The sequence below is a fragment of the Lentzea sp. NPDC054927 genome (assembly GCF_053610285.1).
This window is the reverse complement of record NZ_JBSGXZ010000024.1, coordinates 1-15,740: the sequence shown is the minus strand read 5'-3', so window position 1 is coordinate 15,740 and position 15,740 is coordinate 1. Positions and strand designations below refer to the sequence as shown.

The following is a 15,740-nucleotide window of genomic DNA, read 5'->3' as shown; positions in this document are numbered from 1 at the left end:
CGTATCCCGTATCCCGTACATCAGATGTCTGCGGTGCACGGTCGGCAGTCGACAGTCGCCAATGACAACGTTGTCACCGACGCTGGCGTTGGGATCCGGCATCCCGCATCCCGCATCCCGCATTTCGGATACCGGATACCGGATACCGCCGTCGGATACCGCTGCCGGTAGCCGGGATGCTGTATATCGTCAGGACGGGCCGAGCACCGTGCGCAGCCCGTCGCGCCCCGTCACCCCGAGCACGCCGTATATCGCATGCAGATGGTTGTCGACCGTGCGCTTCGAGGTGTGGAGCTGCTCGGCGATCTGCTGGTTGGTCAGGCCGGACGTGGCGAGGCGGGCGACCTCCACCTGGCGGCGGGTCAGGTGGGTGAGGCCGTCGGCGCGCAGGGCCGGGGTGTGGACGCGGTCGAAGTCGCGCATCACCAGGGCCTGGCGGGCGGAGGCCTGGGAGGCGGCGCGGGCGTTGCCGTGGGTTCGGTGCAGGCGGGCGGCGGAGGCCAGGGCCTCGGCGGCGTAGAGGGTGGCGCCGAGGCGCAGGAAGTCCGTCGCCGTGGCCTCCAGGACGGCCGGTGCGGCGTGGGCGAGTGCGGTCGCGTGTGCCGTGTAGGCCGAGGTCATCGGGTCGTCCATGGTGGACGTGAGGGCCGCCAGGCGCAGGGACGTGTCGACGCCGAAACGGGCCGCGTCGTGCAGGGCCATGGCCTCGCCGCCGTGCACGCCCAGCTCGGCGCATTCGTCCGCCGCGGCCACGGCGGCGTCGGCGGCGGCCCGGATGTCGCCCAGCGCGGCGAGCACCCAGGAGCGGGCCACCGACACCCTCATGCCGGTCAGCCGCCACGCCGGGCGGCGGGCCTTCTCGGCGCGGGCCAGGGCTTGTTCGGCCAGGGCGCCGTCACCGCAGAGCGCGGCGGCGCTCGCCAGGTTCGCGAGGGCGATGGTGTCGAAGATCAGCGGGTTTCCCGGCGTTTTCGGACTGCCCTCACGGGCCAGGCGCAGCGACTGGGAGCCGTGGCCTCGCATGCTCGCGCAGAACGACAACACGCTGTAGAGCGACGTCGTGCCGGTGAAGTCCAAATCGTCGAACAACGTGTCGTACATCTTCAGCGCGAGCTTCTCCGCCTCGGCGATGTGGCCGCCGTACGCCAGCGCGAAGCAGCGCATGCGCATGCCGCCGTAGTCCGGGGCCGGCGACTCGCCGCCCGACGACAGAGTCTCGGCCTCACACCAGGCGACCTCCTCCTCGACCTCGCGGTACCGGCCCGCGTGCAGCAGGCACAACGCCCTGGTGCGTCGCATGTGGATGGACAGGTGCGGCATCACGGGCTGGTAGGTGCTCTCCAGCACCGTGGCCACGTGGTGGTGCTGCGCCTCCTGCAGAGTCCGGACGACCTTCAGCCAGTCGCGCAGGTCCTCCGGGAGACCGGGCACGTCGACACCGGCGAGCACCGCGGCGGCGGCGTCCGCGTCGCCCAGCCCGAAGTGCAGGTTCATGGATCGGGTGGCGCCGAGGCGGCCCAGGTCCGCCGTCGACAACGGGCCGGCCATCACGTCCGCCAGCGTCGCCTCGGCCTGGTCCGGCGCACGGCCGTGCATCAGCACCTGGCCGAACACGTGCCCGACCCGGCTCAAGCCGCCCGCGTCGACGGCGGCGCGGCACAGGCGTTCGGCGAGCGTCACGTCCCGCGCGGCCCACGCCTGTTCGGCGGCCGCGGCCAGCAGTGTCAGCGAGATCGGTGAGCCGCCGTCGAGTCGCCACGTCGCGATACGCATCAGGTCTTCACGACGGCGTGCGCCCGTTGCTTCCAGACCGGCGGCCAACGCGCGTTGGTGTGACTGCGCACGCAACGCCGGGCATGTCGCGCGAAGCAGACTGCCGTACAACGGATGCCCGAGCCGCACGACCGTGCGGCGCCCCGACGACTCGACACGGATCAACGCCCGTGTCTCCAGGTCGTTGAGCGCCTCCTCCTGCACCAGCGACGCCAGGAGGTCCAGCTCGACCGGCTCGGAACAGGCGAGCAGTTCCAGCGCGTGCCGGTGCGCCGGCTCCAACCGGCCGAGGTTCTCCTGCACGAGCTCGCCGAGCCGCCCGCCGAGCTGGATCTCGCCGTGCCACGACCAGATGCCTTCAGTCACGCGCAACGCCCCCACCGCGCGCCCGAAGACCACGAGTTCCCTGAGGTACAAGGGGTTCCCCGCGCTGCCGGACCACAGCAACGACGACGAGCGCGTGTCCACCGGCCCGTCCAACGCCTGTTCCAGCAGCAGATCGGACTCGGCACGCGAGAGGTCGCCGAGCGGATAGCGCCGCAACAACCCCTCCTGCCACAGCTCGGCCCGCTCACCCGGCCGCGACGTCACCAGCACCCGCGCGAACCCGTGCCGGATCACGTGATGCAGCAACCCGATCGAGGCGTCGTCGAGCAGATGCGCGTCGTCCACCACGATCGCCAACGGCTGCGGCTCGGCCGCCAGGTGCTCGACCGCGCGGCCCAAGGGGTTCGCGGTGCGCATGTCGGCGGGCAGCATCGCGGCCAGCGCCCCGAACGGGATCGTCGACGTCGCCACGGTCGCGTAACAGCGCCGCACGGCGACACCGGTCTGCTCCAGCCGTGTCACGACCTCGTCCGTGAGCCGGGTCTTGCCCACACCCGCGGGTCCGACGAGCGCGGCGCCGTTTCCGTTCGGTGAGGTGAGCGCGGACATCACGTCCTCGAGCTCACGCTTCCTGCCCACGAACGGCCACACAACTCGCAGTGTGCCGAAGGTCTGGTCCACCGCGCACATCGTTTTGCCGTCAGCCCTGGCCGAACAGCGCGCGCAATCCACCCCGTCCGGTGACACCCACCGCTGCGTACGTCGTGTGCAGGTGGTTGTCGACCGTGCGTTTGGCAATCGCCAGACGCTCCGCGATCTCCACGTTCGTCAGCCCCGCCACGGCCAGACGCGCGATTTCCAGCTGACGCGGCGTCAACGCGGCAAGAGTGCTCGTCACCACCAGACCGGGTGTCGTCGCACCGTCGAACGACTCCGCGAGCGCCGAAGCCTGCCGCTCCAGCCGGTCCGCGTCCCGCGGCCGGTCGTGCAGCCGCGACAGCCTGCTGGCCTCCGCGAGCGCCTCAGCCGCGTACAAAGTGGCACCGCACGCCGTGAAGGCCGCTGCCACCTCCTCCAACCCCGCCGGGTCACGCAACGCGCGCGCCTGGGCGTGTGAGGCATACGCAGTCGTTAGCGGATCCTTGCGCGACTTGGCGAGCTCCAACAGCCGTGGCGAGGTGTCCGCACCGAACCGTGCGGCGTCGTGCAGCGACACGATCTCCTCAGAGTGCGCGCCGTGTGCACGCGCGGTGGCAGCGTTGTCCAGAGCGGCCTGCATCGCCTCGTTGACGCGCCCGCCGCCAGCAAGCACCCACGACCGTGCAGACCCAACGGCGAACTGCGCGATCCGCCACGCAGGTCGCAACCCGGCCTCTGCGCGCGCCAACGCCCGTTCGGCCCGATCGGACTGCCCCTGCAACGCGGCACCGGCGGCGAACTCGGCCAGCAGCAGCACGTCCCACATCATCGCCTGGGAGTTCGACCGCGCACCGGATTCCGGAATGCCCTCCGCGGTGATCCGCACGGCGGACGCGGCCTGCCCGCGCAACCGCGCGCACTGGCTCAGCAGCACCCGCGGCGGCACCTGGGTGACCGACCAGCGGTCCTCCTCGATCACCTCGGCCAGCGCCCGCGCGGCCCGCGTCTCGGCACCCGCGAGGTCACCGCAGCGCAGGATGCTCTCGTTGCGCACCCCGTTCGCCGCGTTCGTCAGCGACGGGAACCGCCCCGCCGTAGCCAGCACGGCGTCGTGGTTGTCCTCGATCCGCGCGATCGCCTCGGTGTAGCGGCCGGCGAACTGGTCGGCGAACGCCAGCACCTGCCGTCCCGCCGTCTCCGCCCAGCCGCCCTCGGCGATCAGCAGCTCACCCCCGAGCCGCGCGAGCCGCAGCGGCGCGGCCTCCAGCGCGAACGTCAGCGCGAAGAACAGCACCGCGTGTTCCAACTCAGGCGGCAACTCCTGGTCGGTGACCTCGTCGAGCACCGCCACGGCCGCGTCCTCGTCACCGAGACCGAAGAACAGGTTGAACGCGCGCGTACAGCCCACCTGGATCAACGTGAGCATGTCGCCGCCCGCCGCCATCGTCTCGGCGAGCACCTCCTCGGCCTGCACGCACTGACGCTGGTACATCAGCACGAGACCGAGCACGAGCCCCACGCGCGATGTCGCCCCACGCGCTACGGCGGCGCGCGAGAGCCGTTCGGCGAGCTCCCAGTCCTGTGCGGACAGTGCCTGCTCGGCGGCCCGCGCGAGCACGTCCGGCGACTCGGCCGTCCCGCTGTCCAGCCGCCAGGTAGCGAGCCGCACCGCGTCACCTGGCCGGTTCGCGCCCTCCGCCTCCAACCGGTCGGCGAGGGCTCTGCGGTGCGCGCGAGCTCTCAGCGTCGGACAGGTCGCCCGCAGGCGCGCGCTGTAGAGGGGATGCGCGACGCGGGCGCGTCCGTCGTCACCGACGCGCACGAACCCCATGTCCACGAGGTCCCGCGGCACCGGCAGCAGCTCCGGTTCGAGCGGCTCGCCGTACGCGAGCAGCTCCAGCGCCCGCCGCTGCGGATCGGCGAGGCGTCCCAGCGTCAGGTCGACGAGCTCGGCGAGCCGCCCCGACAGCTCCAGCGGCCCGCTCCAGTTCCAGCCGCCCTCGGTCTCGGTCAGCGCGCCCGAGTGCCGGCCGGCGGCCACGAGTTCCTTGAGGTACAACGGATTGCCCTGGCTGTTCGCCCACACCAGGTGCCGGGTCGACGCGTCGGCGGGGCCGCCCAGCGCGGCCGCCAGCAACGTGTCCGCGCGCTGCTGGTCGAGCGCCTCGACGTTGACGACGGTCAGCCCTTCCAGACCCCACCCGAGCCGCGCCGTGCAGATGACTCGCGTCAGCCGGTGGCGCACAACGTGCTGCAACACCAACAACGACGCGTCATCGAGCAGATGTGCGTCATCGATCGACAACACCCGTCGACCGCCACGAGAGAGATGCTCGGCAGCAGCGCGCACAGACGACAACGGCAGGATCGACGGCCCGTGTGAGCTCGCGGGAATGTCCGCGGGAACGAGCGACGCGATCGCCCCGAGTGGAATCCGGGACGTGGCGACCGTGGCGTAGCAGCGCACGGCGGGATGCGGCGCGGCGGCGAGCACCTCCGCGGCCAGGCGGGTCTTGCCGACGCCCGGCGGACCGGACAGCAGCACCGTTCCGTCCACGGCCAGCGCCCGCAGCGCGGCCCGCAGCTCACCCTCGCGCCCGACCAGGGGCAACTGATCGCTCACAGTTGGTAAGTGCTCGCTTCCGTTCCGCAGATACCGGGGTTGAGCCAGGTCATCGCTCCCAGGATGTCGTGGATGACGAAATCCGGCACGAAGAGGGGACGCAGTGAGGACGAAAGCTGCGATCCGCTGGAACGTCTGAGAACCCAGCCGTATCAGGCCGCCCGCGGCGAGCGTCGGGTCCGCATGAAACCTTTCATGCGGAAAGTCGCGCTCCTGGCCTCACTCGCGCTCGTGTCGGGCGGTCTGCTCGTCAGCACGTCCACCTCGGCGGGCGCGCAGGCGGGGTCCCAGTTCACGTCGCGGTCCAACGGCAGATGCCTGACCGCCGCCACCCCGCAGGAGGGTGCCGGCGTGATCATGGTCGACTGCCAGGGCGCGGTCACCCAGCGCTGGTACTGGGACGGGCTGAAACTGCGCAACTCCAGCAACAACAAGTGCCTGTCCGCCGCCTGGGGCAACGGCGACAACGGCGCGGCGCTGCAGATGTTCGACTGCTGGGCGGGCAACAACGCGTTCCAGATGTTCTACCGCCCGGCCTCCCACGACTACGAGGTCGGCCGGATCCGGTCGTGGCTCGGTGGCAACCGCTGCGTCGAGATCGTCGGCGCCAACTGGTGGAACGGTGCCAACGTTGGTCTGTGGGACTGCCACGGCGGCAGCAACCAGTACTGGAACGGGATCTGACCGCCCCCGCTAGTACCCCAGTGCGGACTTGATCTCGTGCTCGACGGCGGCGGTGGTGACGAACAACAGCTCATCGCCGCCCTCGAGCGTGTCGTCCGGCTGCGGCACGATGACCCGCCCGCCGCGCAGGATCGTCACCAGCGCGGCGTCGCGGGGCAGCGTCAGCTCCGAGACCGCCCGGCCGGCGAACGGCGTCGACTCGTCGAGCGTGATCTCCACGAGGTTCGCCTGCCCCTGCCGCAACGTCAGCAGCCGCACGACGTCACCGATCGTCACGGACTCCTCGACCATCGCGGCCAACAACCGTGGCGTGGAAACCGCGACGTCGACACCCCACGACTCGGTGAAGAGCCACTCGTTCGTCGGGTCGTTCACACGCGCGATGACGCGACGGACCGCGAACTCGGTCTTGGCCAGCAGCGACACCACGAGGTTGACCTTGTCGTCACCGGTCGCGGCGATCACCACGTCGCACAGCTGCATGCCCGCGTCCTCCAAAGAGGACAACTCGCACGCGTCGGCCTGCACCCACTCGGCCTGCTCGACGGAGTTCGGGTCGAAGTGCGCCCGGTCCCGCTCGATCAGCATGACCTGGTGCCCGTCCTGCACGAGCTCCTGCGCGATGGACCGTCCCACCGCGCCCGCACCCGCGATCGCGACCCGCATCAGTTTTCCTCCGGTGCCTGCTGCGCCGCCGCCGCGACGTCGGTGATCGTGCCGGACAGCGCCGCCACGTAGATGATGTCGTCGGCCTGCACGACGGCCTTCGCGTCCGGCAGCACACCCGTGCCGAACCGCATCAGGAACGCCACGCGGGCACCGATGGCGGCCTCGAGCTCGAAGACGGGACGGCCCACCCAGCGCTCGTCGACCTCGATCGGCAGCACCGCGACCGTGCCGGACGGGTCGCGCCACGCGGTAGCGGCCCCCTCGGGCAACAGCATCCGCAGGAACCGGTCGGTGCTCCACGGCACGGTCGCCACGGTCGGGATGCCCAACCGCTCGTACACGGCCGCGCGCTTGTGGTCGTAGATCCGCGCGACAACGTGCTCGACGCCGAACGTCTCGCGCGCGACCCGCGCCGAGATGATGTTCGAGTTGTCACCGCTGGAGACCGCCGCGAACGCGCCCGCCCGCTCGACCCCCGCCTCGATCAGGACATTGCGGTCGAAACCGTTGCCGACGACCTGCTGCCCGTGGAAGTCGCTGCCCAGCCTGCGGAACGACTGCGGGTCCTTGTCGATCACGGCGACCTGGTGGTCGAGTCGCTCGAGAGCCCTGGCCAGGGACGCCCCCACCCGGCCACACCCCATGATCACCACGTGCACGACATGCCTCCTCAGGCGAACTCTGAGCAGAACCTACCGAGCATTAGCCCGTCCCGGTGAGCGGACCCCTTACGCTCTGCCGGTGTCCAAGCTCGCCACCGCTGCCAAACGCCTCCTCGTCGGCAGGCCGTTCCGCAGTGATCGCCTCGCGCACACCCTCCTGCCCAAACGCATCGCCCTCCCCGTGTTCGCCTCCGACGCCATGTCGTCGGTCGCCTACGCGCCGGAGGAGATCTTCCTGATGCTGTCCGTGGCGGGCCTGAGCGCCTACGTGATGGCGCCGTGGGTGGGGGTCGCGGTCGTCGTGGTGATGCTCACCGTGGTCGCCAGCTACCGGCAGAACGTGCACGCCTACCCGTCGGGCGGTGGCGACTACGAGGTCGCGACGGTCAACCTCGGGCGCAGAGCAGGGCTCACCGTGGCGAGCGCCCTGCTCGTCGACTACATCCTCACGGTCGCGGTGTCGATCTCGGCCGCGGCGGCGAACATCGGGTCGGCCATCCCGTTCGTCGCGGAGCACAAGGCCCTGTTCGCGGTCGCCGCGATCGTGATCCTCACGGCGATCAACCTGCGCGGCATCCGCGAGTCCGGCAGCGCGTTCGCGATCCCGACCTATGCGTTCATGATCGGCATCATGGTCCTGATCGTGTGGGGCCTGTTCCGCGGGCTCGTGCTCGGTGACGACATGCGTGCGGAGAGTTCCGGCTTCGAGATCCACGCCGAACAGGACCACCTCATGGGCCTCGCGTTCGTGTTCCTCGTGCTGCGCGCGTTCTCGTCCGGCTGTGCGGCCCTCACGGGTGTCGAGGCGATCAGCAACGGCGTGCCCGCGTTCCGCAAGCCGAAGTCCCGCAACGCCGCCACGACGCTCCTGATGATGGGCACCATCTCGGTGACCATGCTGATGGGCCTGATCGTGCTCGCCCAGCTGACCGACGTGCGGATGGCCGAGTTCCCCAAGGACCAGATCGCGAACGCCCCGAAGGACTACGAGCAGAAGACGATGGTGGCGCAGGTCGCGCACGCCGTGTTCGACAACTTCCCGCCCGGCTTCTTCTTCATCGCCGGCGTCACCGCGCTGATCCTGGTGCTCGCGGCGAACACCGCGTTCAACGGCTTCCCGGTGCTCGGCTCGATCCTCGCCCAGGACCGTTACCTGCCGCGGCAGCTGCACACCCGCGGCGACCGGCTGGCGTTCTCCAATGGAATCGTCTTCCTGGCCGGGTTCGCGGTCGTGCTCGTCATCGCGTTCGACGCCGAGGTCACGCGGCTGATCCAGCTCTACATCGTCGGCGTGTTCGTCTCGTTCACGCTGAGCCAGCTCGGCATGATCAGGCACTGGAAGCGGCTGCTCAAGACCGAGACGGACCCGCAGACGCGCAGCCGGATGCGCCGCTCGCAGGCGATCAACACCTTCGGTCTCGCCATGACCGCGACCGTGCTGATCGTCGTGCTGATCACGAAGTTCACCAAGGGCGCGTGGATCGCCATCGCCGCGATGGCCGCCATCTACGCGTTGATGACGGCGATCCGCAAGCACTACGACACCGTCGCCGAGGAACTGCGCAAGCAGGAGCGCGTGCGCACGATGCCCGCGCGCAACCACGCGATGGTGCTGGTGTCCAAACTGCACATGCCGACGCTGAGGGCGTTGTCCTACGCCAAGGCCACGCGCCCGGACGTGCTGGAGGCCGTCACCGTCAACGTCGACGACGGCGACACCCGCAAGCTCGTCCTGGAGTGGGAGAAGGAGAACTTCAAGATCCCGCTCAAGGTGATCGAGTCGCCCTATCGGGAGATCACCAAGCCGGTCCTCGACTACGTCAAGCGCGTCAAGTCGGACAACCCGCGCGACGTTGTTACGGTGTTCATCCCCGAGTACGTCGTCGGCCACTGGTGGGAGCAGTTGCTGCACAACCAGAGTGCGTTGCGGCTCAAGGGAAGACTGCTTTTCCAGCCGGGTGTGATGGTGACCAGTGTGCCGTGGCAGCTCGAGTCGTCGGTGAAGGTCAAGGACAAGGACGTCATCGCGCCCGGCGCTGTCCGAAGGGGACTTGACGACCGATGAGCTCGGCCAAAGAAGACTGGACCGGACGGACCTTCGAAGTAGAGGTTGGTCCGGTCGCGCACGGCGGGCACTTCGTCGCACGCCATGAGGGGCGCGTTCTGTTCGTGCGTCACGCACTGACCGGCGAACGTGTCGTGGTGTCGGTGTACGAGGACAACGGCGGGTCGTTCTGCCGTGCGGACGCCGTGGAGATCCTGGAGGCCTCACCGGACCGTGTCGAGCCGCCGTGCCCGTTCAGCGGGCCCGGGATGTGCGGCGGCTGCGACTTCCAGCACGTGTCGTGGGACGCGCAGCGGGAGCTGAAGGGCCAGATCGTCCGCGAGCAGCTGTCGCGGCTGGCCAAGATCGACCGCGACGTGGTCGTGGAGGCGCTGCCGGGTGGTCCGCTGGAGTGGCGGACCCGGATCCGGATGGCCGTCGGCCGCGACGGACGGCCCGGTTTCCGCGGCACCCGTTCCCACGATGTGATCCCGATCGACCACTGTGTGATCTCCCGGCCGGGCATGGTCGAGGCGGTGGCCGACCGAAAGTGGCGGGCGCACGAGGTCTCGATCGTCCAGGACGGTGACGGCAACCGTCATGTGGGTGAGGTGCGCGGCCGACACACCGCGCGACGCGCCGGAACCGGTACGGCCGTTGAGACGGCCGCCCAACGAAAGTGGCGAATTTCCGCGGAAGGTTTCTGGCAGGTCCACCCGGCGGCCGCGGACACGTTCGCATCCGTCGTGGGGGAGTGGGCTGCTGCTGAGCCGGGGCAACGCGCGTGGGACCTCTACGGCGGTGCGGGGCTCTTCGCCTCGGTGCTCGCACGGCAGGTCGGCGAGACCGGATCCGTGCTGGTCGTGGAGTCTTTCCCCGGTGCCGTGGAGGACGGCCGGCGCAACCTCCGCCGCATGTCCCAGGTGGAGTGGGTGGTGGACAAGGTCGAGCACGCTGTGAAGCGCGCACTGCCCGTTGAGAAGCCTCATGTCGTGGTCCTCGACCCCCCTCGCAAGGGTGCGGGCAAGGTCGTTGTGGCTGAAGTCGCACGACGCCGTCCGCAGCGGGTCGTCTACGTGGCCTGCGACCCCGCCGCACTGGCCCGCGACCTGGCTGAATTCACAGTTCAGGGGTACCGGCTCGAGGAACTGCGGGCGTTCGACGCGTTCCCGATGACACACCACATGGAGTGCATCGCCCTGCTCGTACCTGAGACCAGCTGACAAAGCGTCTCAGTCGAGTCTCCGTAGACTGAGCCGAAGTCTTCAGGAGTGAGGTGGGCGTGGTGACCCTGCTGGAGTCCGTGCATGGACCAGCTGATCTGAAACGGATGGACGAGGCGCAGCTGTCGCAGCTGTGCGAGGAGATCCGGCGTTTCCTGGTCGACAAGGTGTCCAAGACGGGCGGGCACCTGGGCCCGAACCTGGGTGTCGTCGAGCTGACGGTGGCGTTGCACCGCGTGTTCGACTCGCCGCAGGACCCGATCGTGTTCGACACCGGGCACCAGTCGTACGTGCACAAGATCGTCACGGGCCGCCGCGCCGGCTTCGACCGGCTGCGCAAGCAGGGCGGGATGTCCGGCTACCCGTCGCGTTCGGAGTCCGAGCACGACGTGCAGGAGAGCTCGCACGCCTCGACGGCGCTGTCCTACGCAGATGGTCTGGCGAAGGCGAAGCAGATCAACGGCGCATGCGGCCACGTGGTCGCGGTCGTCGGCGACGGCGCGCTGACCGGCGGCATGTGCTGGGAGGCGTTGAACAACATCGCGGCGGACAAGACGCGTCCGGTCGTGATCGTGGTCAACGACAACGGCCGCTCGTACTCGCCGACGATCGGTGGTCTCGCGGACCACCTGTCGTCGCTGCGGCTGCGTCCCGGCTACGAGCGCGTGCTGGAGAAGGGCAAGAGCGCGCTGCAGCAGACGCCGTTCTTCGGCAAGCCCCTCTACGCCGCGCTGCACGCCGCCAAGCGCGGCATCAAGGACGCGCTGGCGCCGCAGGCGATGTTCGAGGACCTCGGCCTGAAGTACATCGGCCCGGTCGACGGCCACGACATGGCGACGCTGGAGTCCGCTCTGCAGCGCGCCAAGTCGTTCGGCGGCCCGGTGATCGTGCACGCGGTCACCCGCAAGGGCATGGGGTTCGCGCCGGCTGAGAACCACCAGGCCGACCAGATGCACGCCACCGGCGTCATCGACCCGATCACCGGCGAGGACGTCAAGCCGTCCAAGCGCACCTGGACGCACGTGTTCTCGGACGCGCTGGTGGAGGTCGGCCGCGAGCGTTCCGACGTCGTGGCGATCACCGCCGCGATGCAGGGGCCCACCGGCCTGGACCCGTTCGCCAAGGCGTTCCCGGAGCGCTTCTTCGACGTCGGCATCGCCGAGCAGCACGCGCTGACCTCCGCCGCCGGTCTGGCGATCGGCGGTCTGCACCCCGTCGTGGCGGTCTACGCGACGTTCCTCAACCGGGCGTTCGACCAGCTGCTGATGGACGTCGCGCTGCACAAGCAGGGCGTCACCGTCGTGCTGGACCGCGCGGGCGTCACCGGCCCGGACGGCGCGTCGCACCACGGCATGTGGGACATGTCGATCCTCGGCGTCATCCCCGGCGTCCACGTGGCGGCACCCCGCGACGCGGGCACGCTGGTCGAGGAACTGCGGGAGGCCGTGGCGATCTCGGACGCGCCGACGGTGATCCGCTACCCGAAGGCGTCCGTCGGCGGCGACCTGCCCGCTCTCGAGCGCGTTGGTTCCGTTGACGTGCTTCGCCGGTCGGGCAACGACGTGCTGTTGGTGACCGTCGGCGCGTTGGGCGAGCTTGGTATCGAGGCCGCGCAACGGCTGGAGGACCAAGGCATCGGCGTGACGGTCGTCGACCCGCGGTGGATTTACCCGATGTCGGTGGACCTCGTGGAGATGGCCGCGTCGCACAAGCTCGTGGTGACCGTTGAGGACGGTGGCCGGCACGGTGGTTTCGGGTCGTCGTTCGCGGCGGCGCTGCGCGATGCCGACATCGAGGTGCCGTTGCGCGACATCGCTCTGCCGCAACAGTTCCACGACCACGGCGAGCGTGGCGAGGTGCTGGCGTTGTGCGGCATCACCGCGCAGGACGTGGCGCGCCGGGTCACGGAGTGGGCCTCCCGCCTGGAGTGCCTGCCCGTCGAAATGGACGCGCCCGCGGACAAGTAGATCGGTTAACCTCCACCCGCGTCCGTTCTTGCGGCCCAGCAGGTTTCCCTCGCTCGGGTCCCGCGTTCTGCGGACGCATGGCGCTGTAAAGGCACCAGGTTCACACCCTGAGTTGCCACGACCCCGGTCGCACACGGGGGCGGCGAGCTTTGCGAGTCCCTTGTGGACTTCCGTTCGCCGTCCCGCCGGCCGGGGTCGTGGTGTGCCTGGCCAGGACGAGTTTCGTGGGGTGGAGACGATGAGGCACACGTTGTACCCGTGGGAGCGGGCAGTTCAGTTCGATCGTGGGGTGCTGGTGGGCGAGGTCGAGCCCGGTGAGCACAAGTTCCCGCGACACGTCGTGCTGCACCGCGTCGACCTCCGTCCGCGCACGATGACCCCAGCGGCGCAGGACGTGCCGACCTCCGATGGCGTGCTGGTTCGTGTGACCGTTGTAGTGCGGTGGGCCGTGTCCTCTGCGACGACGTTCGTGGTCGCGTCGGCCCGACCAGAGGATGAGCTCTACACGGCCGTGCAGCTCGCATTGCGCAGCGCGGTGGTTACGCGCGCGCACTCCGCCGTTGACCCTGAGCGTGACGCCGTTGCGGCAGAGGTGCTCGCCGCAGTTGCCGCACGGGCCGCGGAGCTGGGTGTGACGGTGGCCGAAGTGGCTGTTCGGGATGTCGTCATGCCTGGTGAGCTGCGGCGGGCCGCGCTCGCCGAGCTGGTGGCGGCGTCTGAGGGACGGGCTGCTCTGGAGCGGGCGCGTGGGGAGACGGCGGCTTTGCGGTCGCTGTTGAACGCTGCCCGGCTGGCCGAGGAGCACCCGGCGTTGCTGGAGATCAGGGCGTTGCAGTCGGCGTCGACGGTGGTCGTGGACCGGCCCGCACGCAGGTCGTAGCCCGAAATCGGCCTGTGAAGGTGCCGTTAAGCGCCTTCTCAGGTCGGTATGGCACCTTTGAGGCGTGCGGATTCTGGTAGTCGAGGACGAGGCGCCTCTGGCCGACGCGATCGCTCGCGGCCTGAGGCGCGAAGGCATGGCCGTGGACGTCGCCTATGACGGCGAGACCGGGCACGAGAAGTCGACCGTGACGCGGTACGACGTGGTCGTGCTCGACCGCGACCTCCCCGGGATGTCCGGCGACGAGCTGTGCAAGGAGATCCTCAGCTCCGGCGCGCTCACCAGGGTCATGATGCTGACCGCCAGCGGGTCCATCGAGGATCGCGTGTCCGGGCTGTCGCTCGGTGCGGACGACTACCTCGCGAAGCCGTTCGCGTTCCCCGAACTGGTCGCGCGCGTACGGGCGTTGGCCCGGCGCGCGACGCCGGCGACACCGCCCGTGCTGTCGGCTCAGGACGTCGAACTGGATCCGGCGCGTCGCACCGTGGCGCGTGGCGGGCAGCCGATCGAGCTGACCCGCAAGGAGTTCGGGGTGCTCGAGGTCCTGCTCGCGGCCAAGGGGTCGGTCGTCAGCAGCGAGGAACTGCTCGAGCGCGTGTGGGACGAGAACGCCGACCCGTTCACCACGACCGTTCGCGTCACCGTCATGACGTTGCGCAAGAAGCTCGGCGAGCCGGGCATCATCGACACCGTCGTGGGCTCCGGATACCGGGTGCCGAGTGCGTCGAACGGATCTGCTGAGGACTGAACCCATGCGAAGGCGCGGGCCGGGGCTTCGTCTCCGGATCACGCTCCTCACCACCGCGCTGGTCGCGGTGGTGAGCGCTGTGCTGCTCTTCCTCGGGTGGACGCTGGTCGGGCGGGTCTTCGACTCGTCGCCGTCGTTCCCGTCCGACACCCAGGTGACGGTGGACGGCGTGACCGTCACCGTGAAGACGTTGACGGACGCGCTGACGGTCGCCGCCCGGCAGGACCTGCTGCGTGCGGGGTTGATCGCGTTCGCGTGCATGGTGGTGGCCGCCGTGGTGCTGGCGTGGACCTTCACCGGCCGTGTGTTGAAGCCACTGCACGACGTCACGGGTGCCGCACGCCAGTTGTCGGCCGAGTCGCTCGGGTCGCGGTTGCGGCTGGAAGGGCCGCGCGACGAGGTCGCGGAGCTCGCGGACACGTTCGACGCGATGCTCGACCGGCTCGAAGCGGCCTTCGACTCCCAACGCCGGTTCGTGGCGAACGCATCGCATGAACTGCGCACTCCTCTCTCGGTGGTGCGTACGGAGCTGGACGTGACGTTGTCCGATCCGGACGCTGACGTCGAAGAGCTGCGGCGCATGGCCGGCGTCGTGCGCGCGGCGGGGGAGCGGGCGGAGCAGTTGGTGTCCGCGCTGCTGCTGCTCGCGCGCACGGACGGTCTTGGGCTCGCGGTGCGTGAGCCGGTCGATCTCTCTGCTGTTGTCGAGTCCGCGTGGAAGGCCGTGCGCGCGGAGGCCGGGGCACGCAACGTGCGCACCGTCTTCCGGTGCGTGCCCGCGCTCGCCGTCGGGGATCCCGCGCTGTTGGAGCGCATCGCCGGCAACCTGCTGGAGAACGCCGTTCGGCACAACCACGTCGGCGGGTGGATCGAGACCGTGGTGGAGACAGGGCCGCAGTGGTCCGTGCTGAGGGTGTCGTCATCGGGCCCGGTCATCGCCCCGGACCGCGTCGAGGAGCTGTTCGAGCCGTTCCGCCGCGGGGTCAAGGACCGCACCAGCCAGTCCGGCACGGGTCTCGGACTCTCGATCGTCCGCGCCGCGGTGGCGGCGCACGGCGGGTTTGCGCAGGCAGTGGCCGTGCCGACCGGTGGTTTGTCGGTGTCCGTGCACCTCCCTGCCGCACCCCGCTGAAGCCAGATACGAGATTGTCGGCGTGGCCCCGGTCACACTGTGCGTCGATCTTGCGAGGTTTGGGCCGTCCGCGTGGCGCCTGACCTGCGGTTACGCCGTTAGTGACCCCCGATTTGGATGTTGGAAGTCCGGCGTGTAAATTTCTCTCTGCCAGCACGGAACGGGCCGGAAAACACCGGAACGGAGTGCGGCGAAAGACTTCTAAGCCTGACACAGCCCCGGAAGTTCCCTCCTCGCGGAGATGAGCTGCGGTGTGCGCGTGTTCTTTGAGAACTCAACAGCGTGCCGATAACACAGCCAGTAATATATGAATTACCTCCTCGTCGAGGTAGTTCCTTTGAGAGCAAGACCAGATTGATGCCAGACATA

Annotated in this window: 11 protein-coding genes; 7 read left to right on the top strand and 4 right to left on the bottom strand. The window is 69.5% G+C overall.

What is annotated here, in order from left to right; genetic code table 11:
* Positions 1-189: 189 nt before the first annotated feature.
* Entirely contained in the window at positions 190-2,781 is a 2,592-nt protein-coding gene (locus ACWGE0_RS27260) for a LuxR C-terminal-related transcriptional regulator (RefSeq protein WP_452263736.1), read from the bottom strand.
* Positions 2,782-2,800: 19 nt separating this feature from the next.
* On the bottom strand, positions 2,801-5,362 hold the full coding sequence (locus ACWGE0_RS27255) for an AAA family ATPase (RefSeq protein WP_452263735.1): 2,562 nt from the start codon (positions 5,360-5,362) through the stop codon (positions 2,801-2,803).
* A gap of 195 nt (positions 5,363-5,557) precedes the next feature.
* On the opposite strand from ACWGE0_RS27255, the gene ACWGE0_RS27250 reads away from it, so the two are divergent.
* The gene (locus ACWGE0_RS27250) at positions 5,558-6,046 is read left to right on the top strand and encodes an RICIN domain-containing protein (protein WP_319964702.1); all 489 of its coding nucleotides are present in this window, start codon (positions 5,558-5,560) and stop codon (positions 6,044-6,046) included.
* A 9-nt stretch (positions 6,047-6,055) separates the two neighbouring features.
* On the opposite strand, the gene ACWGE0_RS27245 is transcribed toward ACWGE0_RS27250, so the two are convergent.
* On the bottom strand, positions 6,056-6,712 hold the full coding sequence (locus tag ACWGE0_RS27245) for a potassium channel family protein (protein WP_319964703.1): 657 nt from the start codon (positions 6,710-6,712) through the stop codon (positions 6,056-6,058).
* Positions 6,712-7,374, bottom strand: coding sequence for a potassium channel family protein (locus ACWGE0_RS27240; protein ID WP_452263734.1), 663 nt, complete (start codon positions 7,372-7,374; stop codon positions 6,712-6,714). The genes ACWGE0_RS27245 and ACWGE0_RS27240 overlap by 1 nt, the downstream gene beginning before the upstream one ends.
* Positions 7,375-7,456: 82 nt before the next feature.
* Between ACWGE0_RS27240 and ACWGE0_RS27235 the strand changes: the two genes are divergently transcribed.
* The 6 genes from ACWGE0_RS27235 (at position 7,457) to ACWGE0_RS27210 (ending at position 15,371) form a co-directional block, all read left to right on the top strand.
* Positions 7,457-9,442, top strand: a complete 1,986-nt coding sequence (locus ACWGE0_RS27235) for an APC family permease (RefSeq protein ID WP_452263733.1) — start codon at positions 7,457-7,459, stop codon at positions 9,440-9,442.
* Positions 9,439-10,644, top strand: coding sequence for a class I SAM-dependent RNA methyltransferase (locus ACWGE0_RS27230; RefSeq protein ID WP_452263732.1), 1,206 nt, complete (start codon positions 9,439-9,441; stop codon positions 10,642-10,644). Before ACWGE0_RS27235 ends, ACWGE0_RS27230 begins: the two co-directional genes overlap by 4 nt.
* 62 nt (positions 10,645-10,706) lie before the next feature.
* Complete coding sequence (gene dxs, locus ACWGE0_RS27225) at positions 10,707-12,611, top strand: 1-deoxy-D-xylulose-5-phosphate synthase (RefSeq protein WP_452263731.1); 1,905 nt, start codon at positions 10,707-10,709, stop codon at positions 12,609-12,611.
* A 238-nt stretch (positions 12,612-12,849) separates the two neighbouring features.
* Positions 12,850-13,491 (top strand): SPFH domain-containing protein, encoded by a 642-nt coding sequence (locus ACWGE0_RS27220; protein ID WP_452263730.1) that lies wholly within the window; start codon positions 12,850-12,852, stop codon positions 13,489-13,491.
* Between the two features lie 64 nt (positions 13,492-13,555).
* Complete coding sequence (locus ACWGE0_RS27215; protein ID WP_253320612.1) at positions 13,556-14,239, top strand: response regulator transcription factor; 684 nt, start codon at positions 13,556-13,558, stop codon at positions 14,237-14,239.
* A 4-nt stretch (positions 14,240-14,243) separates the two neighbouring features.
* Positions 14,244-15,371 carry a sensor histidine kinase gene (locus tag ACWGE0_RS27210; protein WP_452263729.1) on the top strand — a complete coding sequence of 376 codons (1,128 nt, stop codon included), beginning with the start codon at positions 14,244-14,246 and terminating at the stop codon, positions 15,369-15,371.
* The last annotated feature ends 369 nt before the right edge of the window (positions 15,372-15,740 follow it).